The organism is Levilactobacillus brevis (assembly GCA_021383565.1).
Classification (GTDB): Bacteria; Bacillota; Bacilli; order Lactobacillales; family Lactobacillaceae; genus Levilactobacillus; species Levilactobacillus brevis_B.
In genome coordinates, this window is record CP079699.1 from 902,646 (window position 1) to 924,016 (window position 21,371).

Sequence of the window (21,371 nt, forward strand, 5' to 3'; positions counted from 1 at the left end):
TTTCCCCCTCGATGAAATAAATCCCTTTAAATTAGTTAAAACCAAATTTTATCCAAAATCCCCGAAAAGATTAGGAAGCTAAAGCAGACCAGATTCCCCGTCAAGAAGATAGCGAAGATCTGCGTGAAATGATTGTGTGGCACACTCTGCCGGTGCTTCTTCTTGTACCGTAGCCACGTGTCATTGATGACCAACGCGACCCCGTGGAAGAGCCCGTACGTAATGTAGTACCACGTCACCCCGTGCCAGAATCCCATGACCAACATGTTAATGATGTAGGTCACATTCGCCGTCGTCGTTGGCTTCTTGAAGACCTTATGCTTCATGAACCAGAAGACCAGGCGCATGTAGATAAAGTCACGGAACCAAAACGACAGGGTAATGTGCCAACGATTCCAGAAATCCTTGATGTTCGGTGACCGCCACGGTTGTTTGAAGTTCATCGGCGTCCCGATCCCCATAATGTATGAGGTCCCGACCGCAAACAAACTGTAACCCGCAAAGTCAAAGAACAAGTCGGCACTGTAGCAGTACATGTAACCCACTAGTGGCCAGGAAATGTCGAGGAATCCCCCGCGTGAATGCATGGCCATGAGTTGCAATTTCGGCATCAGAATCGTCCCGAAGTAGTAAGCCAGGATAAACTTGTATAGGAAGCCGACAAACAGGTAACGAATCCCCTTTTGTAGCATCCCCAAGTACTTCTCCCGGTCGGGCACCGACCGATAATCCGCCTCAAACCGGCGATAACGGTCGATCGGCCCGGAGGAGATGGTGGGGAAGAACAGCATGAACTGTAGGAACGTCATCACGTTGTAGTTCTTAATTGCACCATCCCGCGTTTCCATGATCGTCTGGACGGCTCTAAAGGTCAGGTAACTGACCCCCAAGAACCCAATCAGCGAGGCCTGGCCATTTTCCACGGCCGGGGTCACTTTGACGATCGTTAGCGGTGCGATAGCTAGAAGCACCATCAGGTAAAAGAACGGCCCCGAATTGTGATTCTTCCGGTAAACGGCATACCCCCAGGTTAAGCCCACCTCGTACAAAATGTAAATTATCAAGGCCACCCCTTGGGTCCATTTGGCACCGCCAAAGGTTAAGACCAGAAAGAAGATTGAAATTAACGTTTCGTAGAGGCGTGACCGTTTGCCGTACAGAAGACCAATCATCAGTGGCAGTAACGCCACCCCCAACAAGGCGAAATACGTTGGGTTGCCGTACGGTTCAAATGTCAACATTATTGATTGACCTCAGCAATAATTGATTTGATATCGACCTTGCCGTTGGGGGTCATCGGTAGGCTGTCCTTGTACACAAAGCGTTGTGGAATCATGTATTCCATCATATCGCCGCCCTGTAAATTATCCTTGATCGCCTTGGTAAGGTCTAATTCACTGGCAAAGTCGTGTTCGCTTGGGACCACCCAAGCAATCAGTTGGCTGACCTTGTGGTTCCGGTCATATCGTGGCACCGCTACCCCCACTTGAATGTGGTCTTCTTGGGACAGGTAATGGTTCACCTCTTCCAACTCGATCCGGTAACCGTGCAGCTTAATCTGAAAATCGGTCCGGCCGCGGTACATAATCAAGCCATTAGCCAGCTTGACACCTAAGTCACCGGAGCGGTAAACCCGCCGCCCGTCGACCGTTACGAACGCCTTGGCCGTCTTTTCAGGGTTGTTCAGGTAGCCCTTGGACATCGACGGTCCACTGATGAGAATCTCACCCTCAGTACCATCGGGAACCGGCTTCAGCTGGTCGTCCACCACGCTGATCTCGGTATCTCCCTTGACGTAGCCAATCGGCAACCGCGGGTAATCTGCCAAGATCTCAGCGGTAATCTCAACCTGCGTCACGGCAACCGTAGTTTCGGTTGGCCCATACGTGTTGAAGATGCGTGCGTCTGGGAACCGTTGATGCAACCCCTGCGCCGTGGCGTGCGTTAATTCTTCGCCACAGAAGAGGAACCGGCTGAGTCTTGGATAATGTTTGGCATCAAAAGTGGGCTCCAACAAGCAAATGTCCATAAATGACGGCGTTGAGACCCAGACATCCAGGTTCATCTGCGGCAATGTCTCGAAGAGTTGTTTGAAATTATCCGTGACCGTCTTAGGTAAGGCCACCAGCGTCCCGCCACTCGCTAACGTCGGCCCCCAGTCCATCACCGATAGATCGAATGAATACGGTGCCTGAGAGAGTGTTCGTGGATACGTCGGCAGTACGAAGTCCGCGCTGAGCATCCAATTGACGTAGCTTAATAGATTCTTGTGTGAAATCTGCACACCCTTCGGCTTTCCAGTCGTCCCAGACGTGAAGATAATATAGTAGTTGTCATCCCCACTAACGGCGTGATCCACCTGATAATCCACCAGCGGGCCATTGAAGATTGCCTGTAAGTCAGCGGGTGTAACCACCGGTGTGTCGCCTAACGTCGTGGGTAGCGCGCTGACCGCAATAGCTGCGGCCGGCTGCGCAATCTCATTAATTGTCGTAATCCGTTCCAACGGTGAATGCGTATCAATGGGTACGTAGGCATGGCCGCTCTTCACAATCCCCAAGAACGTTGCCATCATATCAAAGGTTTGACCCCCATACACCAGAATCGGCGCATGTGCTGGTAATTGCATGGCATCCAAGTGGGCGGCCAAAGCATCCGAGCGTTGTTTTAAGTCACCGTACGTGTTCGTGTGCCCGAGATCATCATACGCAATGCGGTCTGGTTCGCGCGTGGCAAACTGATCGATCGCCGTGATCATGTTTTCTATCATTCTATATCCCCCCCAAAGAATTGTGGTTATTGGTTAGTTGACCCCGCAACTAGAACTCGTTGTAAATAAATGTCGAGTTGTTCAAACCACTATAACCGTACAAATAAACCAAAACCATCAAAATCACAAAGTAGAATAACGTCCACCCAATAAAGGCCACTACTGGCTGATGCCAGATCGCCAGCCACTTTGCTCTCATGAAATTCACCCCCAAGTTTGCTGGTTGATTCGTCCCCCAAACCAGCTTCCGTTCACAACCACGCACCGTGTCATTTCCCCGACGAATCCACGATACGTGGTGAGGAGTTCCGCAAAAAAACTGCGCTCCTTATGTTTTGAGAGTATCATTGCCAAAACCGGATTGCAATTAACCTTACTCAACCTTAAGGCTTTCTTTTTCTTTCATAATTTTTATTATAGATTTTGTCATCAAAAAAGACTGCCGAAATCTTCAGCAGCCTTGATAGATTAGCGTTGCGAGCACTTCGCCTCGCAAACTAATTTTCGTTGAATTTATCACGCATTTTGTTAAATAAGTTACCTTTGCCCGTGCCCGTTACGGACTCACCACTGGCCTTTGCAAAGTCACGGAGCGCATCACGCTGTCCTTTGTTCAGGTTCTTTGGCGTCATGACCTTCACCGTCACGTGCTCATCACCATTGCCGTTACCCCGCAAGCGTGGCGCACCCTTGCCGCGTAAACGGAAGGTCGTGCCGCCTTGCGTTCCGGCAGGCACCTTGAGCTTGACGTCGCCGTGCACGGTCTTGACCGTCACGTCGTCACCCAGAGAAGCCTGGACGAACGAGATCGGTTGGTCAAAGTAAATTTCCGTGCCATCACGCCGGAAGTCCTTGCTAGGTGTGACTTGGAAGATGATGAAGAGGTCGCCGTAGCCGCCGCCATTTTGACCCGCTTCACCTTGGCCTTGAAGCCGCATTTGTTGACCATCATCGACCCCAGCTGGAATCTTGACTTCAACTTCGTGCTGTTCTTCTTCGTGACCAGAGCCACCACAAGTTGGGCACTTTTCCTTAATTTCTTGGCCCGTCCCGTGGCAGACTGGACATGGTTGTTGACTCCGCATCCGGCCCAGTGGCGTGTTGGTCTCAGTCGTTACGTAACCCGAGCCACCACATTGGTGACAGGTAACGGGTGACGTACCCGGCTTAGCACCGTTCCCGCCACAGGTATGACACTGGGCTTCCCGCGTGTACTTGATCTTGGTCTTCTTCCCAAAGATGGCCTCTTCAAACTTGAGGGTCATCTGGTACTGCAGATCACGGCCTGGACGGGGTGCGTTAGGATTACGCTGCGCGCCACCTCCACCAAAGAACTGGTTGAAGATGTCGTCGAAGCCACCGCCGCCACCAAAACCGCCGAAGCCGCCACCGGCACCAGCACTACCGCCGCCAAAGCCACCAAAGCCTTGGGGACCATCGGCAGAACCATATTGGTCGTAATTGGCCCGTTTATCCTTATCACCTAAGACGTCGTAAGCATCCTGAACTTCCTTGAACTTGTCCGCCGCATCCGGGGCCTTGTTCAAATCTGGATGATACTTCTTTGATAATTTCCGGTAGGCCTTCTTAATTTCTTCTTGGCTGGCATCCTTGGAGACACCTAATACGCCATATAAGTCCGATTGCGCCATCGTTTTCCTCCCAATCCGTTCCGAAATTTTTCGCTACTAGTAAGAATAGCATACTCGAAACAAAAAGCCAAAGCCCCACGGACTCTGACTTTTTGCCTAACGACTTGCTACGCGGTAATGACGATTACTTCTTATCCTTATCGTCGTCATCGTGGACTTCATGGAAGTCACCGTCAACGGTGTCCCCATCCTTGCCGTCAGTCTTGGCACCATCGGCACCGGCCGCTTGGCCAGCAGCGCCGTTAGCGTCGCCGCCTTGGGCTTGTTGTGCTTGTTGGTATAACTTGACAGACAGGTCTTGGATAATCTTGGTCAAATCATCCTTCTTAGTCTTCATGTCGTCCAAATTGTTAGCTTCTTGGGCCTTCTTTAAGGCGTCACGTGCATCTTCAGCCTTCTTGATTTCATCATCAGAGACCTTACCCTTAACGTCTTTCAACGTCTTGTCGGTCTGGAAGAGTAATTGGTCGACTTCGTTCTTGGTGTCGACTTCTTCCTTACGCTTCTTGTCGGCAGCTTCGTTTTCCTTAGCTTCCTTCATCATCTTATCGATTTCTTCATCAGACAAGCCACCGGAACTCTTGATGGTAATCTTTTGTTCCTTGTTCGTGCCCATATCCTTAGCGGAAACGTTAACGATCCCGTTCTTATCGATATCGAACGTAACTTGGATTTGAGGAACCCCACGAGGAGCGGCTGGAATGTCAGCGAGTTGGAAGTTACCCAACGTCTTGTTGTCCGCAGCCATTGGCCGTTCACCTTGTAAGACGTGGATATCAACGGCTGGTTGGTTATCCGCAGCGGTTGAGAAGACTTGGGACTTGCTGGTAGGAATCGTCGTGTTCCGGTCGATTAACTTCGTGAACACACCACCCATGGTTTCAATCCCTAAGGACAATGGGGTAACATCCAGCAAGACAACGTCCTTCACATCACCGGTGATGACCCCACCTTGAACGGCGGCACCTAAGGCAACGGCTTCGTCAGGGTTGATGGAGTGGTTGGATTCCTTACCCGTCCACTTTTCAACGGCTTCTTGAACGGCTGGAATCCGAGTAGACCCACCGTTTAAGATGACAACATCAATGTCACCAGCCTTTAAATCAGCATCCTTCAACGCATTTTCAACGGGGATCCGGGTCTTTTCAACCAGATCAGCGGTCAATTCATTGAACTTAGCCCGTGACAATGACTTTTCCAAGTGCAGTGGGCCGTTTTCCCCAGCGGAAATAAATGGCAAGCTGATTTGGGCTTCCGTCACACCGGAAAGGTCCTTCTTAGCCTTTTCAGCGGCATCCTTTAACCGTTGTAAGGCCATCTTGTCCTTGGATAAATCGACACCGTTTTCTTGCTTGAAGTCGGCAATCAACCAGTCCATGATCTTCTTATCGAAGTCATCCCCACCTAAATGAGTATCACCATTGGTTGACAGAACGTCAAAGACGCCATCACCTAAGTCCAAGACAGAAACATCAAAGGTCCCACCACCAAGGTCGTAAACCATGATCTTTTCGTCTTTGTCTTGCTTGTCCAAACCATAAGCCAAAGCAGCGGCCGTTGGTTCGTTGATGATCCGTTCAACGTTTAAGCCGGCAATCTTACCAGCATCCTTCGTTGCTTGACGTTGCGCATCGTTAAAGTAGGCTGGTACCGTGATAACGGCCTTTTCAACCGTGTCACCGATGTAGTCTTCAGCAAATGACTTCAGGTGTTGCAAAATCATTGCGGAGATTTGTTGTGGCGTGTAGTCCTTACCATCAACCGTAACCTTGTAGCCGGCTTCACCCATGTGACTCTTGATGGATGAAATGGTGTTCGGGTTGGTGATGGCTTGCCGCTTGGCAACTTCACCGACTTGCGTTTCACCATCTTTAAAAGCGACAACAGATGGCGTCGTCCGCGCGCCTTCTTTGTTTGCAATAATCTTCGGGGTACTACCTTCAAGAACGGCAACGGCTGAGTTGGTCGTCCCTAAGTCAATTCCGATAATTTTGTTACTTGCCATCAAAAATTCCCTCTTTATTAGTTTTTTGTTTGATTTATTGTGCAACGACAACCATTGCTGGCCGGAGGACCCGATCCTTCAGCTGATACCCCTTCTGAAGCACCTTGACCACCGTTTCAGCGGTCTGGCCCTCTTCAGCAGGAACTGATTGAACGGCTTGATGCAGCGTTGGGTCGAAAGTCTTCCCAATGGCTTCAATCTCCGTGACGTGGTTACGCTTCAAGGCGTCTTCCAAATGATCATAGGTCATCTGAACGCCCTTCTTCAGCTGCTTGCCCGTCTCGTCCGCTGCTTCAACTGCCAGCGCCCGTTCCAAGTTGTCAATGACGGGGAGCACATCCTTCGCCAATTGCTGGCCGTCGTACTTAATAAGTGTGGCTTGTTCCTTTTGGAAACGCGCCTGCATGTTTTGGACTTCCGCCTCGGCACGCAGATACTTATCTTCAAAGTCGCTGGCCTTGCTCTTGAGTGCCTCGACTTCGGCAGCAGTCGCAACCTTCTTGGCAAATTTAGGCTTCTTTGGTGCTGCTTCTTTGGCCGATTCAGTCGTTGAATCTGGCTTGGTAGTGGCGGCCTTTGCCGCAGTTTGGTCATCGGTAGACGCTTGTTGCTTGTCAGCCACGATAAAAACCCTCCCTTTCTTTACTCGTCATAAAACCGGTAATAATCTAATAGTTTCTTCGCGAGCTCTTCACGAAAAGCCCCAACAATTCCGAGCATCCGAGAATATGGCATCCGCGTGGGACCTAGGATGGCGATCATCCCTTGGCCGTGTTGGTCAACGTCATAGGTCGCCGTGATGAGGCTGAAGTTACGGAGCGCATCGTTGGTCATTTCATTCCCGATCCGCACCGAAATCTTATCACTGGGTTGCCCCAAAACACTGGCAATATCATCGGTCTTATCGATCAATGAATACAGTGATTTCAGTGAATCCACATCACTATCCTGCGAGAAGTTCAGGAGGTTGAGTCGCCCACCAACGTAGAACCGCTCTTGCGCGGCCCGCGTCAACACATCGCCGAAGATATCCAAGAATCCCTGAGGACTCTGTAAATAGTTGGCAATCTGAGCGGGAATTTCAGCCTGCAACTTCTTCAAGACTTCCGGTAAAGTCAAGCCCACGAGTTGATCGTTAATCAAGCGGACCACCGCTTCAAGCTGCTCACCGTCGACATCGCCGGCCACATCGAAGGTCTGGTTCTCAACGTCACCACTATCGGTCACGAGAATCGCCATAATCTGTCGTTTGCCCAGGGGCACCAAACGGAACCCGCTGAGACGACTGTCCTTCAACTCCGGCTTCAAGGTGAACGCCGTGTAACTCGTCAGGTTAGACAGGATCGTCGCCGATTGCGAGATAATCTCGTCAATCTTATGAAAGTCCCCACCTAAAGAGGACTGAATCACATCGATATCGTTGGGCCGCAATGGATCGGGCTTCACGAGATGATCAACATAGTACCGGTAGCCTTCCACCGATGGAATACGGCCGGATGAGGAATGGGTCTTCTTAATCAAGCCCTGTTCCTCCAAGGCGGCCATCTCGTTACGAATTGTCGCTGAGCTTACGTGGATGGGTAACTGCTTGGCTAATGCCTTCGACCCCACCGGAACACCGGTATTGGTGAAATCTCGGACAACGGCTCGCAGAATCATCATTTGTCTTTCTGAAAGCATCACAATCACCCCTTTTTTAGCACTCAAACTAATCAAGTGCTAAGACACATATATAATGTAGCAAAACCGGGATTTGAAGTCAAGAAATCTGGTAGAAAAATTAGCAATCTCTGCAATTAAGTGCTAATTGGCAAAATTGTAACCGATTTAGCGGTTTCTCGGGCTTCTCAATGGGTGATCTACTTAACCAATCCCCAGCATACCAAATATTTTAAGACTTGCAATTATCTTCCCAAACCCGGCGCTGTTCTCCTCAATAACGCCAAAAAGCCTGACACTCACTGCCAGGCTTCTTGCACTTATCAAACTTAATCGGCCGCAACCTGCGAGAAATACGCGCGGGTCGCCACCTCATCTTTTTTCAATTGTGTCACTAACTCTTCCGCGGAAGCGAACTTCACTTGCCCACGTAAACGGTGATGCCACTCAACTTCCACGTTTTCCCCGTAGAGGTTCCCCTGATAATCCAGCAGGTTCATCTCGACGGTAATCGGCCGGTTGTCGCCGAACGTATCGTTACGTCCGACCGAAATCATACCGGGATACCAGATGGCGCCGACCTTCAGACGCGCCGTGTACACGCCAATGCCCGGAATCCATTCATTCTCCGGCGTCAAGACGTTGGCCGTAGGAAAACCAATTGTACGGCCCCGCGCCTCGCCGTGAACCACCACGCCGGTCGACCGGTAAAGATAGCCTAGTAAGGCATTCGCCGTGTCCACGTCTCCGGTCTTCATGGCCTTCCGAATCCGCGTGGAGCTAATCTTCTCTTGATCGCTGGCTTCCTTAGCCACGGTCTCCACGTCAAATCGACCCTGCGCATACACCGGTAGCCGGTCCATCGTGGCAACGTCCTTCTTGCCGTAAGTGTGGTCAAATCCGGCCACAGCGGTTACCGTGTGGAAAGCCACAAGATAGTTGTCGACAAATTCTTGGGGCGTTTGCGCCGAGAAGTCACCGGTATAGCTCACCAGAAAGACGCGATCCACGCCCAACCGGTCTAATTGCTGGAGCTTACGGTCCGGCGTACTCAGATACTTGCGGTCATCGCCCTCTAAGGGTCGGTAGACCAGCGCTGGGTGATGATCGTAGGTCAATACCGCGAGCTTCACGTGCTTGGCCGTAGCGAGCGTCTTAGCCCGTCTGATGACCGCTTGATGCCCCCGGTGCACACCGTCGAAGAATCCCATGGCCAAAACGACCGGGTCATCGGGAATCTGTCGGGCATCTAGGGGGTGATGTATTCGAATAACTTCCATGACAAGACGCCTCTTTCTCAAATCTTAATTCACCGCGAACATCTTCAGCGGCTTATACTGCTTTTTTTCGGGGAGATACTGGTACAGGCACTTCGTCTGGTCCCGATAGGTCAGGGCCACCACCGGCGCCGTACTGCCGACCTGGTCCTCATCCAAGAAGACCCCATTTTTTACCAGGCCCCACAGCCGATCGGACAATGCGACGTGTGGATAGTCCCGCAAGGCGTAGTCAATCGGCCGCAAGATAGCGGACAGGTCTTCATTGGCCATGGCTACAGCCACCTGTTCGAGGGTCACCGTTTGGTCCAAATCAAAGCCGCCGCTCTTCAGCCGCGTCAATGAGGCCATCACGGCAGGAACACCCAGTTGCCGACCAAGGTCAACCGCTAACGTCCGCACGTAGGTTCCCTTGGAGCAGGCGATCTCAAACGCAATCGTCTGGGTTCCCTGCTCGGCATCGAACTGGCCATCATCGACCAGATCAAAGGACGTCACGGTAATGGTCCGCGTCGGCCGCTCAACGGTCTCACCGGCCCGCGCGTACTCGTAGAGCTTCCGGCCGTTCACCTTGACTGCCGAGTACATCGGCGGCGTCTGCTGAATCGTCCCGGTAAGCGCTGCGGCCGCTTGAAGCAGTGTAGCGCGATCAAACGGGGTTGTCAAAGGCTGACGGTCAATCACGTCGCCGTCCAAATCCTCCGTGGTCGTGGCAAGACCGAGCGTGACGGTTCCCTTGTAAACTTTCCCCGAAGCCATCAGGTAAGGCACCACCTTGGTCGCACTCCCGATACAGATGGGTAAGACCCCATCAACACTGGGGTCCAGCGTGCCACTATGGCCGACCTTTTTGGTATGCAGAATGTGCCGTAGCTTGGCCACACAGTCGAAGCTGGTGAGGCCTCGTTCCTTATAAAGGGGAATAATCCCATCCATGTCCTGTTTCCTCCATTCCTGAATCCTAAATTACTTTAGTCTAAACTGACCCGCTTTATTGTTCGCCGCAACGTCACATACGGCTGGCTACATTTCTGGCCTCCTCCGGTTATGATAAGAGCTAATACTATAGTGAATAGATACATTAATCCCAAACGTTATCGTCTCACGCCTCGGTTTGGACAAGCTAACCAGAAGTATGTTAGCCGTGAGTGAGCCAAAAATAGGATCAACCGGGGCACTTCTCAGGCTCGCTCCGGTCTTCCCCCAGCCTTCCAGCCCAGTTTTGATGAACGGTAAGGCGAGTTCCCCGTCACCGATAGAACCTAAAAAGAGGCGCTGATCCGTTTGGACCAACGCCTCCATCTCGTTCACACCAGAATTACTCCCGGTGGTGGAGATCGTTTAGCAGTTCATCGATCCGGCTACCATAACGCACCGATTGGTCTTGCTCAAAGGTTAACTCGGGCGTCTTGTAGATGCTCAAGCGTGACCCTAATTCAGAGCGAATCAGTCCCGTAGCTTTCTTCAGCCCTTGCTGTGTCTTTTCCACAGAAGAAGCCTTGTCCGATAAAATACTGTAATAAATCGTTGCCTGCTGCAAGTCACCTGTGACTTCCACGCCGGTAACGGTGACGCCCTCGACCCGGGGATCGCGGACACGTTTTAGGAGAATATCCGTAACTTCCCGTTGGATTTCTTGTTCCAACCGGCCAACTCGATATTGTGCCATGACGTTTGCCTCCGATTTTTATTTAACGGGAACTTCCTTCATCACGTAGGCTTCGATTACGTCGTCTACCTTGATGTCGTTGTAGTTCTCGATAGTTAATCCTAATTCGTAACCCATCTTAACTTGCTTGACGTCGTCCTTGAAACGCTTCAGACTACCCAGCTTACCTTCGTAGATAACCACGCCATCCCGAATCAAGCGGACATCGGCATCAGCCGTAATGTAGCCTTCGGTAACCATCCCACCGACAATCGTGCCGACCTTAGAAGCGTGGAAGATATCCTTAACTTCAACTTGGCCCGTCACTTGTTCTTCGTAGGTTGGTTCCAGCATCCCCTTCATCGCCGTTTCGATTTCATCGATGGCGTTGTAGATGACGTTGTGCAGACGAATGTCCACCTTGTCACTATCGGCTTGTGCCCGGGCCTGTGGTGTTGGCCGGACGTTAAACCCAATGATGATGGCATCGGAAGCTTCGGCTAAGGTCACATCACTTTCGTTAATGGCCCCAACAGCGGAGTGAATGATGTTGACCCGAACACCGGAAACATCAATCTTCTTCAGGCTGCCTGCCAAGGCTTCAACGGAACCTTGAACGTCGGCCTTGATAATGACGTCAACTTCCTTCATTTCGCCTTCCTTAAGGGAATCGAAGAGGTTGTCCAGCGTCACGTGGCTGGTGTTCTTCCGTTCTTGAACCAAGGCTTCCTTGGCCCGTTCTTCACCGGCAGCTCGGGCCGTCTTTTCGTCGTCAAAGACCACGAACCGGTCCCCGGCTTCTGGCACGTCGTTCAACCCGGTGATTTCCACTGGCGTTGATGGCTTAGCATCCTTGATCCGGCGACCACGTTCGTTGGTCATCGTCCGAACCTTACCAAAGGTATTGCCGACCACGATAGGATCCCCAACGTGTAGCGTCCCTTGTTGAACCAACAGCGTCGCGACTGAACCGCGACCTTGATCCAACCGAGCTTCGATGACGGAACCGGCCCCATTTTGTTCTGGGTTAGCCTTTAATTCCAGCACTTCGGCTTGGAGCAGAATCATGTCGAGTAATTCATCGATGTTCTTGCCAAACTTCGCAGAAATTTCAACGAAGATGGTATCGCCACCCCAGTCTTCTGGAATCAATTCATATTCCGTCAACTGTTCCATGACGTGGTTCGGGTTAGCACCCGGCTTGTCAATCTTGTTAACGGCCACGATGATTGGGGTTCCAGCGGCCTTGGCATGGTGAATGGCTTCGATAGTCTGTGGCATCACGCCATCATCAGCGGCCACAACTAAGACCGTGATGTCGGTGATTTCAGCACCACGCGCCCGCATTTCGGTAAAGGCCGCGTGTCCTGGCGTATCCAAGAACGTGATGGACTTGTCGTTGTAGTGGACTTGGTAGGCCCCAATAGCCTGCGTGATCCCCCCGGCTTCACCCTCGGTAATGTGCGAGTGACGCAGATGATCCAGCAACGTCGTCTTCCCATGGTCAACGTGACCCATGATGGTAACCACGGGTGCCCGTGGTGCCAGATGGTCCGTGTTTTCCATTTCGGCGTCGAAGAACTTGTCGATATCCGAGACGTCCACTTGAACCTTTTCTTGGGCCTTGATACCGTAGTCGTCCGCCAAGATTTCAATCGTATCCTTATCCAGAGATTGGTTTTGGTTAACCATAACCCCCAGCATAAAGAGCTTCTTAACGATTTCGGCTGAAGAACGGTGTAAGATCTTGGCCAAGTCTTGGGCGTTCATGCCGTCTGTATAGACTAATACATCAGGTAAGGCCTTGTTCTTCCGTTCTGGAGCACCCTTGTGTTGATGGGTGTCTTTGATCCGTTGATTCTTCTTGTAGCGATTATTGTTATTGTTACGACGGCGATTGTTGCGATTGTTCCGGTTATTCCGGCCCCCACGACTATTGCTACCGCGCCGGCCGTTACTATTATTTGTATTATTATTCAAGCTTCCACCAAATCTGCCGGTCCCGGAATTATGTTGCGTACTGTGTTGCTTTCCGGACTGGCCATTATTATTTTTATTGTTAGTACTGGTGCTGTGTTGTTGATTGCGATTACCGCCGTTACTGGTAGTATTAGCCGACCGTTGCGCCGTCTGATGATTGCCATTCCCCGTGTTCCGGTTGCCCCCGTTATTGGCGTGGGCGTTACCAGCAGACCGATTACCACTGTTTTGCGTCGTGGTCTTATGACTGGTCTTCGGGTGATCGCTCTTTTGACTGGCTGGTCGTGCCGCTTGCATAGCCGGCTGCTTCGCGGGTTTGGCCTGACTGGTCTTTCCAGCCGGCCGGTTGCGAAATGCTTCGCGGAGCTGACGTTCTTCGTTCTCGCCGAGCGTTGACATGTGGTTTTTCACCGGAAAGCCCTTTGCTTCGGCTTTCGCAATGATCTGTTTACTGGAGACATTAATTTCTTTGGCGAGTTCATAAATTCGCTTTTTCCCCATATCTTCACACTCCTTTGTATTCTGCCGATCACGAGAACGTCAGGCGGCTACTTAGCAAGTAATTGTTGTAACTTCCGGACGAAACCCGGATCGGTGATTGCGATGACAGTGCGCGCCGACCCAATGGCCGTGCTCAACTGGTCCTTCGTAAAGTCCTCGTTTAACTGGACGTCATAGCTCGTGGTCTTATCGCGAAATTGTTTCTGACTGGTCTTACCCGCATCGTTAGCGAGTAACACCAATTTAGCGGAACCATCGCGGACCGCAGCCATGACGAAGGATTCGCCGGTGACCAGCTTACCTGCTCGCCGAACTAATCCTAAAAGTTGTAAAGCGCGCTCGAAATTAGTCATTGTCGAATAATTCCCGCCGTGCTTGTTGGTGATCCACGTAAGCAATTAAGTCATCGTAGAACGAATCGTCAATCTTCACGCCAAAGACGTGATCGAAAGTCCGTTCCTTCTTGGCACGCTTAGCAATGTCCACATCCAAAGCGATGTAGGCACCACGGCCGGATTGCTTACCGGTAGGATCGACACTAACTTCTTGGTCCTGGTTACGCACAACCCGAACCAATTGCTTCTTTGGTGCCATTTCCCCAGTGACAATATCCTTACGCATGGGGATCTTCCGTTGTTTCATGGGACCAAACCTCCTTAGATGTGGCCTTATTCAGCTGATGAATCGTCAGCCGAGGCGTCACTTGTTTCGTCAACATCAGCTGGTGCGTCCGTTGCGGCATCATCAGTCGTTGCTTCAGCTGCAGTCGACGTATCGGTCGATTCCTCAACCGGCGACTCTGCTGGAACATCCTCGTCAGACGCTGGTTGTTCCTCAGCAGCCTGGTCAGCTTCCATTATAGCAGAAGCTTCGGATTCTGATTTGATATCAATCTTGTAACCGGTCAATTTAGCGGCTAAACGGGCATTTTGTCCCCGTTTCCCAATGGCCAGTGACAGTTGATAGTCCGGCACGATGACTTGGCAAGCCCGTTCGTTGTTCGGATCGAAGATGACGTCCAAAACTTCGGCGGGGTTCAGGGCGTTGGCGATGAACTTCGCTTCGTCATCCGTCCATTCCACGATATCCATGTTCTCGCCACCGAGTTCGTTAACGATGGTCTGAACCCGTTGTCCCCGAGGCCCAACACTGGTCCCCACGGGGTCGATGTCAGGGTTGTTGGAGCGAACCGCAACCTTAGCCCGGTCACCGGCTTCACGTGCGATGGCCATGATTTCAACGGTCCCGTCAAAGATTTCAGGCACTTCTTGTTCGAACAAGCGCTTCAACAAATCAGCGTGAGTCCGACTCACGAAGACTTGCGGACCCTTCGTGGCATTTTCCACGCGGGTAACGTAGACCTTAATCTTATCATGAATCCGGTACGTTTCGTTAGGCATTTGGTCTTGACGGCCCATGACGGCCTCGACCTTGCCTAGGCTCACGTAAACAAACCGGGAATCCTGGCGTTCAACTTCACCAGTGATGATTTCATTTTCATACTGGCTGTATTGATCGTAAATGATGTTCCGTTCTGCTTCGCGCACCCGCTGTAAGATGACCTGTTTAGCCGTCTGAGCAGCGATCCGTCCAAAGTTCTTGGGGGTCACTTCAAACTTGATGTCATCGCCGATTTCGTAACCCTTACTGATGGCTAAGGCGTCGTCTAAGCTGACTTCCAAGCGTGAATCGTAGACTTGGTCAACGACCTTCTTCACGGCAAAAACGTGGATGTCGCCCTTCTTTTGGTCGAATTGAACTTCAACGTTTTGGGCCTGGTCGTAGTTCCGCTTGTAAGCAGACACTAAGGCTGCCTCCAAGGCGTCAATAACGACCGATTTCTGGATACCCTTCTCCGTCTCCAGGACGTCAAGGGCACCTAATAATTCTTTACTCATGTTGTGTTTCGCTCCTTATTTAGTTAGAACTTGATGGCTAACCGGGCTTGGGCAATCGCATCGCGTGGAATAGTCAACGTCTTGATGCGACCCTTTAAATTAACGGTTAAGTCCAAGGAATCGTCACGTAGCTCTTCCAACGTGCCTTCATAAACCTTGCTTTGACCAATCTTTTGGTAGAGAGAGACGTGGATGTAATCACCCACGGCCCGCTCGAAATCTTCCGGCTTCTTCAACGGGCGTTCGGCACCGGGTGAAGAAACCTCGAGAAAGTAGGCTTGGGGAATGGGGTCCGGATCGATCGCGTCTAACTTCTCAGACAGCTCATCACTCACCATCGCACATTCTTCAATGTTAATGCCTCCGGGCTTATCAATGTAGACCCGTAAGTACCAGCTCTTACCTTCCTTGACAAATTCAACGTCAACTAATTCAAACTGATGGTGCGCCACAATTGGCTGGGCCAGGTCCGTCACGGTCTCGACGACTGTACTCAAAGAATTCCGCCTCCTACATTTTTTCCATTAAAAAGAGTGAGCATGGACTGCTCACTCATTTAAAAAACGAGTTTAACTACATGGCCTACTTTACTACAGTTCACGTGGGATTGCAACCATTGTGCCGGCTACTGTTCACAAGTGAACAGTAGTAAAATAAATCCCGCAATCGTAATGAATTCAAAAACCAATAGATTTAAACGATTCAAGGCCATTTCTTTTAAGCTAATCGCCTTGATGACCGTCAGAATAAACGCAATCAGGAAGTAGCCGATCACGACCGCTAGGAAGGGCGCGGCCGCAACAGTTGCCACCAAACCACATAACACATAACCTAAACCAATCAAACAATAGCCTGCCAGGAAAAGCCAACCGTCTGGTAACCGTGCAAACCGCTGGAGCATGGTGAACACCCGCTTTCGTTAGAGTTTAGTACTGAGTCCTAGGTTCTTTGGTTCCTCACCATTATTGTACCATAATTCAGTGGTTTTGTAAGCGCTTACCGTGCGATTAATCCCGATAACTGCGGGTTCAACTGCAATCCCTACTGGCCGTAACTGTTGCCCCCATGTTTCAACACCAAGGTCAGCTAACCAACCGAAAAAAGCGCATTAGCCCAGCATTTAAGCTGTACCAATGCGCTTTCTAAATAGGCATAACTAAAGGTCTTAGGCTTGCAATATCTGCTGCCTTACCGTTCGCCAAATTTGGTCTGGAACGCGGTGGGCAGGACGGGAAAAGCCCAAGTGCTGTCTTTTCCCTCGCTTTGAGCCGAAAGCCACGTCTCAAAGTCGCCATTTTACCAAGCAACCCACTTGGTAAAATCCCACGGCTGAGACCAAATTTGACTCACTCACGGCTGGATAGACGTGACCAACTAAATCGGATAGTCATGGCCACCCGTTGCAACCCAATGCACGCCTAGCTGTTGACCACGTATCAGCTTATGCCATGAACCAAGTTTCAGATGACGCAGCCAACACGACCGGAGCCGAGAGTGAAGCCCAATATGAGCTCAGCCGTGGGATTATCTGAGTGGCGTCAACCAATTAGATAATGGCGACACAGCTGCCTCACCAACTCAAGTTTAAAAAAATACGTTACATCATGTCGTCGAACAAGCTTAACTGGTTCTCGTCTGGCAAGCCATCGAGCACGCCGTTTTCCGTCATGAAATCAATCAACGTCTTGGAGACCTTCCCCCGTTTGGCAAGATCTTCCTTAGAGATGAATGGCCGGTCGTTACGTGCCGCCACAATCTGCTTGGCCACGTTCAGCCCCAGTCCGGGAGCCGCCTTGAATGGGGCAATCAACGTATTACCGTCGATAATCCAGTCGGCCGCATCGGACTTCTCTAGGTCAATCATCTTGAAGTTGTAGCCCCGTTCCAGCATTTCATTGGCTAGTTCGAGCACCGTCAACAGGTTCTTGTCCTTAGTCGATGCGTCCATCCCCTGATCATTGATTGCCTTCATCGCGGCCTTTACTGCCGTCTTCCCCTGAGCCATGGCGACAACATCGAAGTCATCGGCCCGCACGGAGAAGTAAGCGGCGTAGTAAATAATCGGGAAGTAGACCTTGAAGTAAGCCACCCGCAACGCCATCAGCACGTAGGCCGCGGCATGGGCCCGCGGGAACATGTACTTGATCTTCAAGCAAGAATCAATGTACCAGTCCGGGCAATCCGTTTGTTTCATCTTTTCTTGCCATTCGTCGGGAATCCCCCGGCCCTTCCGCACGTGTTCCATCACCTGGAAGGACGTTTCGGAATCCAGTCCGAAGTTAATCAAGTCGGTCATGATGTTATCCCGGCAACCAATCACGTTAGCGATGGTGGCGGTGCCCGCCTTGATTAACTCTTCAGCGTTTCCTAACCACACGTCGGTCCCGTGAGACAGACCGGAAATCTGAAGCAGCTGCGAGTAGTTCTTCGGATGGGTCTCCTCAAGCATCCCCCGGACAAAGCGCGTCCCAAATTCGGGCACGCCCAGCGTCCCCGTCTTGGATTGAATCTGTTCCGGCGTGACACCCAAGGAATCCGTTCCGGAGAACAGTGCCATGACGCCCGGATCGTCCATCGGAATCGTCTGCGGATCGACCCCGGACAAATCTTGCAGCGTCCGAATCATGGTCGGGTCATCATGTCCCAGAATATCAATTTTTAAAATATTATCGTGAATCGAATGGAAATCAAAGTGGGTCGTTTGCCAAGCGGCATTCTGGTCGTCGGCCGGGTACTGAATCGGCGTAAAGTCGTAAATATCCATATAGTCCGGCACAACGATGATCCCCGCGGGATGTTGCCCGGTGGTCCGTTTGACTCCGGTTGCGCCCTTGGCCAGACGATCAATCTCCGCGCCTCTAAAGGTCTGTTCCGTGTCACGCTCATAGGCTTTCACGTACCCATAAGCCGTCTTGTCGGCCACGGTCCCGATCGTTCCGGCCCGGTACACGTTCTTCTCACCGAACAAGACCTTCGTGTAGTTGTGGGCAATCGGTTGGTAGTCCCCGGAGAAGTTCAAATCAATATCGGGGACCTTGTTCCCCTTAAACCCTAGGAACGTTTCGAACGGAATGTTATGACCGTCGCCAATCATCAAAGTTCCACACTTGGGGCAGTTTTTCTCAGGTAAATCATAACCCGAGCTATACTCACCCTTGGTATAGAAGTGCGAATACTGACAGTTGGGGCAGCGATAGTGTGGCGGCAACGGATTCACTTCGGTAATCCCGGTGAACGTTGCGACCACACTGGAGCCGACAGACCCCCGCGACCCAACCAAGTACCCGTCCTTATTGGACTTGGCTACCAGCCGTTGGGCGATTAAATAAATCACGGAGAACCCGTTTCCAATGATCGACTTCAGCTCCCGGTCAACCCGGTGCTGAACCAATTCCGGCAACGGATCGCCATACCAGGCGTGGGCCGTATCCATGGTCCGCTGCCGAATTTCATCCTCGGCACCCGCCATCCGTGGCGTATACAGCTTGTCTTTCAACGGGTGAACCTCATCCACCTCGTTGGCAATCTTCTGTGTATTGGTGACCACGATTTCCTTGGCCGTGTCCTCACCCAGATAGGCAAAGTCAGCAAGCATCTCGTTTGTCGTCAGGAAATGTGCATCGGGCAATTCTTGCCGGTTCAAGGGGTTTGCGCCCCCCTGCGAGTGAATCAGAATCTTACGGTAAATGTAGTCCTCTGGGTTCAGGTAGTGCACGTCTCCGGTGGCGACCACTGGTTTGTTCAGGTCGTGGCCCAGTTGAACCATGTTTCCCACAATTTCTTCCAAATTGGCTTCATCGGCAATCAGACCCGAATCAATCAGTGGTTGGTAGGCCGCCTTGGGCTGAACTTCCAGGTAATCGTAGTACTTGGCCTTCGCCGCGGCCTCGACCTGTCCCTTTTGCATCATCGCGGTGAAGACTTCGCCGGACGAGCAGGCCGACCCGACGATAATCCCCTCGCGGTAATGGTCCAACACGCTACGTGGCACCCGGGGTACCCGGTAGAAGTAGTCCACGTTCGACGCCGAAACCAGCTTAAACATGTTCTTCAAACCGGCCTGCGTCTTGGCAATCAGGATGGCATGGCTCGGCCGCGCGTGTTTATACGCGTCGTTATCGGTCATGTGGTCGTTGAGTTGGTCGTGATACTGAATATCGTAGCGGTCTTCGGCGTCCTTCAAGAACAGATAGTTCAGGTGCCCCGTGGACTCGGCATCGTAAACAGCCCGGTGATGGTGCTCCAGACTGACATGGAAACGTTTAGCCAGCGTATTCAGGCGGTAGCTCTTCAGCGTCGGATACAGGAACCGGGCCAACGTCAGCGTATCGATGATGGGATTGCTGATTTCCGGCATGTTGTGTCGCTTATAGCCGGTGTTCATGAACCCCACGTCGAAAGTCACGTTATGACCAACGATAATGGCATCGCCACAGAACTCGCGGAAGAGCTTGAAGACCTCTTCTTCGGACTTGGACCCGGCCACCATGTCATCGGTAATACTGGTCAGATTCGTGGTCTGTTCGGACAGGGGGAAACCGGGATCGATGAATTCCTCGAACTGGTCCACCACGTTCTTATGCTCCATCTTGACCGCGGACAATTCAATAACCTTGTCATAAATGGCGGATAGCCCCGTCGTTTCCACGTCAAAGACCACATAGGTAGCGCCGTCTAGCGGCACGTGGGCACTGTTATACCCAATCGGGACGCCATCATCCACCAGATTGGCTTCCACCCCGTAGAGCATCTTAACTCCAGCCTTAGCTCCCGCATTGAAAGCAGCGGGAAAGCCTTGTACGTCGGCGTGATCGGTAATGGCCAATGCGGGCATCCCCCATTTTTTAGCCTGACTGACATAATCGCCAATCGGATTGGTGGCATCCATCTGACTCATCGTGGTGTGCAGGTGCAATTCCACCCGCTTCTGATCGGCCGGGGCCGTGTCTTGACGGCTGGCATGCTTGACTTCGTTGATATCGTAGGCGTTCAGCGCCAGATCACGCATGAAGCTGTCTTCCTGGACGCTCCCGCGAACCTTGACCCAACTGCCCTCTTCAACACCGGCAAATTGGGCTTCGTCTTCGGCCCCCCGCGAGAACTTCTTCACGACAATCGAGGATGTGTAGTCGGTAATCTTGATGGTCAGAAGTTGGCGACCCGACCGCAATTTGCGGACTTCCTTGTCGAAAATGTACCCTTCAACAATGACGGACCGTTCCTCTTGGGTAATATCGACCATTCGCATCGTCGGCTGATCGCCCTTAATGGCCTTCCCAATCTGGGTCGGGCCACTAGCGGCCTGCACGTCACCGTTGCTCTGACTCGCCCGCTTCTGGTTAGCCTTCTCAATCGCCGCCGCGGCCTGTTGGGCCAACTGGGCATCGGTCTTTTCCTGCCGCGCCTTGAACTCGTCGATCTTAGCCTGCGACTTGGATTCGTCCACCATCACGTGGATGTTGAACTTAGGGAAGCCCGCCTGCCGGTAGGTATCCTCAATGGGACCCAGTGCTTGATTGGCTAAAAAGTTCTTCACAACTTCATTCTGCGCGTACAGCAACACCCGCCCGTCCGGGTCCATTTGTGGGACCTGGGATTGGCAGAGTTCCTGAACTAAATTACTGGTGAGGCCGCTGTTCTTGACGACCCATTCCCAGTAATCCCCCAGCAAACGATCGGTTAACTCGGGCTGCTCAACTTCGATGGAAGCCCCGACCGTCGCAATCTCCCGAAAGGCAATTTGCAGGTGGTTATGAAATTCCACAAAGGCCGTAAACGGCAAGATACTGGGTAATTTTAAATAAAAATGCCAGCGCCGTGACTGTTCGTGAACGGTCAACCGGTCAATGGTGGCCGTCTGGAAATACGGCTGATCCGCCGCCCCAGACAAATCTAGTTGTTGTAATAATTTTTCAAATAATGCATGGCGATCTTCGTCCACAAGCGAACTCCTTTCACGCTGTCTGAATCTATTTCAATTG

Annotated in this window: 17 protein-coding genes; all 17 read right to left on the bottom strand. The window is 51.6% G+C overall.

The window, feature by feature from the left end; translation table 11 throughout:
* Positions 1-35 precede the first annotated feature (35 nt).
* Positions 36-1,241: a D-alanyl-lipoteichoic acid biosynthesis protein DltB gene (dltB, locus tag KB236_04280; protein UIF29954.1), complete on the bottom strand. Its 1,206-nt coding sequence runs from the start codon at positions 1,239-1,241 to the stop codon at positions 36-38.
* A complete protein-coding gene (dltA, locus tag KB236_04285; protein ID UIF29955.1) occupies positions 1,241-2,770 on the bottom strand; it encodes a D-alanine--poly(phosphoribitol) ligase subunit DltA in 1,530 nt (509 codons plus the stop codon). Before dltA ends, dltB begins: the two co-directional genes overlap by 1 nt.
* 49 nt (positions 2,771-2,819) lie before the next feature.
* Positions 2,820-2,969, bottom strand: coding sequence for a teichoic acid D-Ala incorporation-associated protein DltX (locus tag KB236_04290; protein ID UIF29956.1), 150 nt, complete (start codon positions 2,967-2,969; stop codon positions 2,820-2,822).
* A 298-nt stretch (positions 2,970-3,267) separates the two neighbouring features.
* Positions 3,268-4,422 (bottom strand): molecular chaperone DnaJ, encoded by a 1,155-nt coding sequence (gene dnaJ / locus KB236_04295; protein UIF29957.1) that lies wholly within the window; start codon positions 4,420-4,422, stop codon positions 3,268-3,270.
* A gap of 124 nt (positions 4,423-4,546) precedes the next feature.
* Complete coding sequence (gene dnaK, locus KB236_04300; GenBank protein UIF29958.1) at positions 4,547-6,427, bottom strand: molecular chaperone DnaK; 1,881 nt, start codon at positions 6,425-6,427, stop codon at positions 4,547-4,549.
* Positions 6,428-6,461: 34 nt separating this feature from the next.
* On the bottom strand, positions 6,462-7,049 hold the full coding sequence (gene grpE / locus KB236_04305) for a nucleotide exchange factor GrpE (GenBank protein ID UIF29959.1): 588 nt from the start codon (positions 7,047-7,049) through the stop codon (positions 6,462-6,464).
* Between the two features lie 20 nt (positions 7,050-7,069).
* Positions 7,070-8,107 (bottom strand): heat-inducible transcriptional repressor HrcA, encoded by a 1,038-nt coding sequence (gene hrcA, locus KB236_04310; GenBank protein UIF29960.1) that lies wholly within the window; start codon positions 8,105-8,107, stop codon positions 7,070-7,072.
* A 308-nt stretch (positions 8,108-8,415) separates the two neighbouring features.
* Complete coding sequence (gene ribF, locus KB236_04315; protein UIF29961.1) at positions 8,416-9,366, bottom strand: riboflavin biosynthesis protein RibF; 951 nt, start codon at positions 9,364-9,366, stop codon at positions 8,416-8,418.
* A gap of 24 nt (positions 9,367-9,390) precedes the next feature.
* Positions 9,391-10,299 (bottom strand): tRNA pseudouridine(55) synthase TruB, encoded by a 909-nt coding sequence (gene truB, locus KB236_04320; protein ID UIF29962.1) that lies wholly within the window; start codon positions 10,297-10,299, stop codon positions 9,391-9,393.
* A gap of 382 nt (positions 10,300-10,681) precedes the next feature.
* The gene (gene rbfA, locus KB236_04325; protein ID UIF29963.1) at positions 10,682-11,032 is read right to left on the bottom strand and encodes a 30S ribosome-binding factor RbfA; all 351 of its coding nucleotides are present in this window, start codon (positions 11,030-11,032) and stop codon (positions 10,682-10,684) included.
* A gap of 18 nt (positions 11,033-11,050) precedes the next feature.
* Positions 11,051-13,492 carry a translation initiation factor IF-2 gene (gene infB, locus KB236_04330; GenBank protein UIF29964.1) on the bottom strand — a complete coding sequence of 814 codons (2,442 nt, stop codon included), beginning with the start codon at positions 13,490-13,492 and terminating at the stop codon, positions 11,051-11,053.
* 47 nt (positions 13,493-13,539) lie between these two features.
* Complete coding sequence (locus KB236_04335; protein ID UIF29965.1) at positions 13,540-13,845, bottom strand: ribosomal L7Ae/L30e/S12e/Gadd45 family protein; 306 nt, start codon at positions 13,843-13,845, stop codon at positions 13,540-13,542.
* Positions 13,838-14,134, bottom strand: a complete 297-nt coding sequence (locus KB236_04340) for a YlxR family protein (GenBank protein UIF29966.1) — start codon at positions 14,132-14,134, stop codon at positions 13,838-13,840. Before KB236_04340 ends, KB236_04335 begins: the two co-directional genes overlap by 8 nt.
* Positions 14,135-14,160: 26 nt before the next feature.
* A complete protein-coding gene (nusA, locus tag KB236_04345; GenBank protein ID UIF29967.1) occupies positions 14,161-15,390 on the bottom strand; it encodes a transcription termination factor NusA in 1,230 nt (409 codons plus the stop codon).
* Positions 15,391-15,413: 23 nt separating this feature from the next.
* Positions 15,414-15,887 (bottom strand): ribosome maturation factor RimP, encoded by a 474-nt coding sequence (gene rimP, locus KB236_04350; protein ID UIF29968.1) that lies wholly within the window; start codon positions 15,885-15,887, stop codon positions 15,414-15,416.
* A 128-nt stretch (positions 15,888-16,015) separates the two neighbouring features.
* Entirely contained in the window at positions 16,016-16,291 is a 276-nt protein-coding gene (locus KB236_04355; GenBank protein ID UIF29969.1) for a hypothetical protein, read from the bottom strand.
* 696 nt (positions 16,292-16,987) lie between these two features.
* Positions 16,988-21,331, bottom strand: a complete 4,344-nt coding sequence (locus KB236_04360) for a PolC-type DNA polymerase III (GenBank protein UIF29970.1) — start codon at positions 21,329-21,331, stop codon at positions 16,988-16,990.
* Between the last annotated feature and the right edge of the window lie 40 nt (positions 21,332-21,371).

Coding starts and splice junctions, on each gene's coding strand:
- dltA (UIF29955.1), bottom strand. CDS start 2,770: ATGATAGAAAACATGATCACGGCGATCGATCAGTTTGCCACGCGCGAA.
- KB236_04340 (UIF29966.1), bottom strand. CDS start 14,134: ATGAAACAACGGAAGATCCCCATGCGTAAGGATATTGTCACTGGGGAA.
- hrcA (UIF29960.1), bottom strand. CDS start 8,107: ATGCTTTCAGAAAGACAAATGATGATTCTGCGAGCCGTTGTCCGAGAT.
- dnaK (UIF29958.1), bottom strand. CDS start 6,427: ATGGCAAGTAACAAAATTATCGGAATTGACTTAGGGACGACCAACTCA.
- truB (UIF29962.1), bottom strand. CDS start 10,299: ATGGATGGGATTATTCCCCTTTATAAGGAACGAGGCCTCACCAGCTTC.
- KB236_04335 (UIF29965.1), bottom strand. CDS start 13,845: ATGACTAATTTCGAGCGCGCTTTACAACTTTTAGGATTAGTTCGGCGA.
- KB236_04355 (UIF29969.1), bottom strand. CDS start 16,291: ATGCTCCAGCGGTTTGCACGGTTACCAGACGGTTGGCTTTTCCTGGCA.
- ribF (UIF29961.1), bottom strand. CDS start 9,366: ATGGAAGTTATTCGAATACATCACCCCCTAGATGCCCGACAGATTCCC.
- dnaJ (UIF29957.1), bottom strand. CDS start 4,422: ATGGCGCAATCGGACTTATATGGCGTATTAGGTGTCTCCAAGGATGCC.
- nusA (UIF29967.1), bottom strand. CDS start 15,390: ATGAGTAAAGAATTATTAGGTGCCCTTGACGTCCTGGAGACGGAGAAG.
- dltB (UIF29954.1), bottom strand. CDS start 1,241: ATGTTGACATTTGAACCGTACGGCAACCCAACGTATTTCGCCTTGTTG.
- rbfA (UIF29963.1), bottom strand. CDS start 11,032: ATGGCACAATATCGAGTTGGCCGGTTGGAACAAGAAATCCAACGGGAA.
- KB236_04290 (UIF29956.1), bottom strand. CDS start 2,969: ATGAGAGCAAAGTGGCTGGCGATCTGGCATCAGCCAGTAGTGGCCTTT.
- infB (UIF29964.1), bottom strand. CDS start 13,492: ATGGGGAAAAAGCGAATTTATGAACTCGCCAAAGAAATTAATGTCTCC.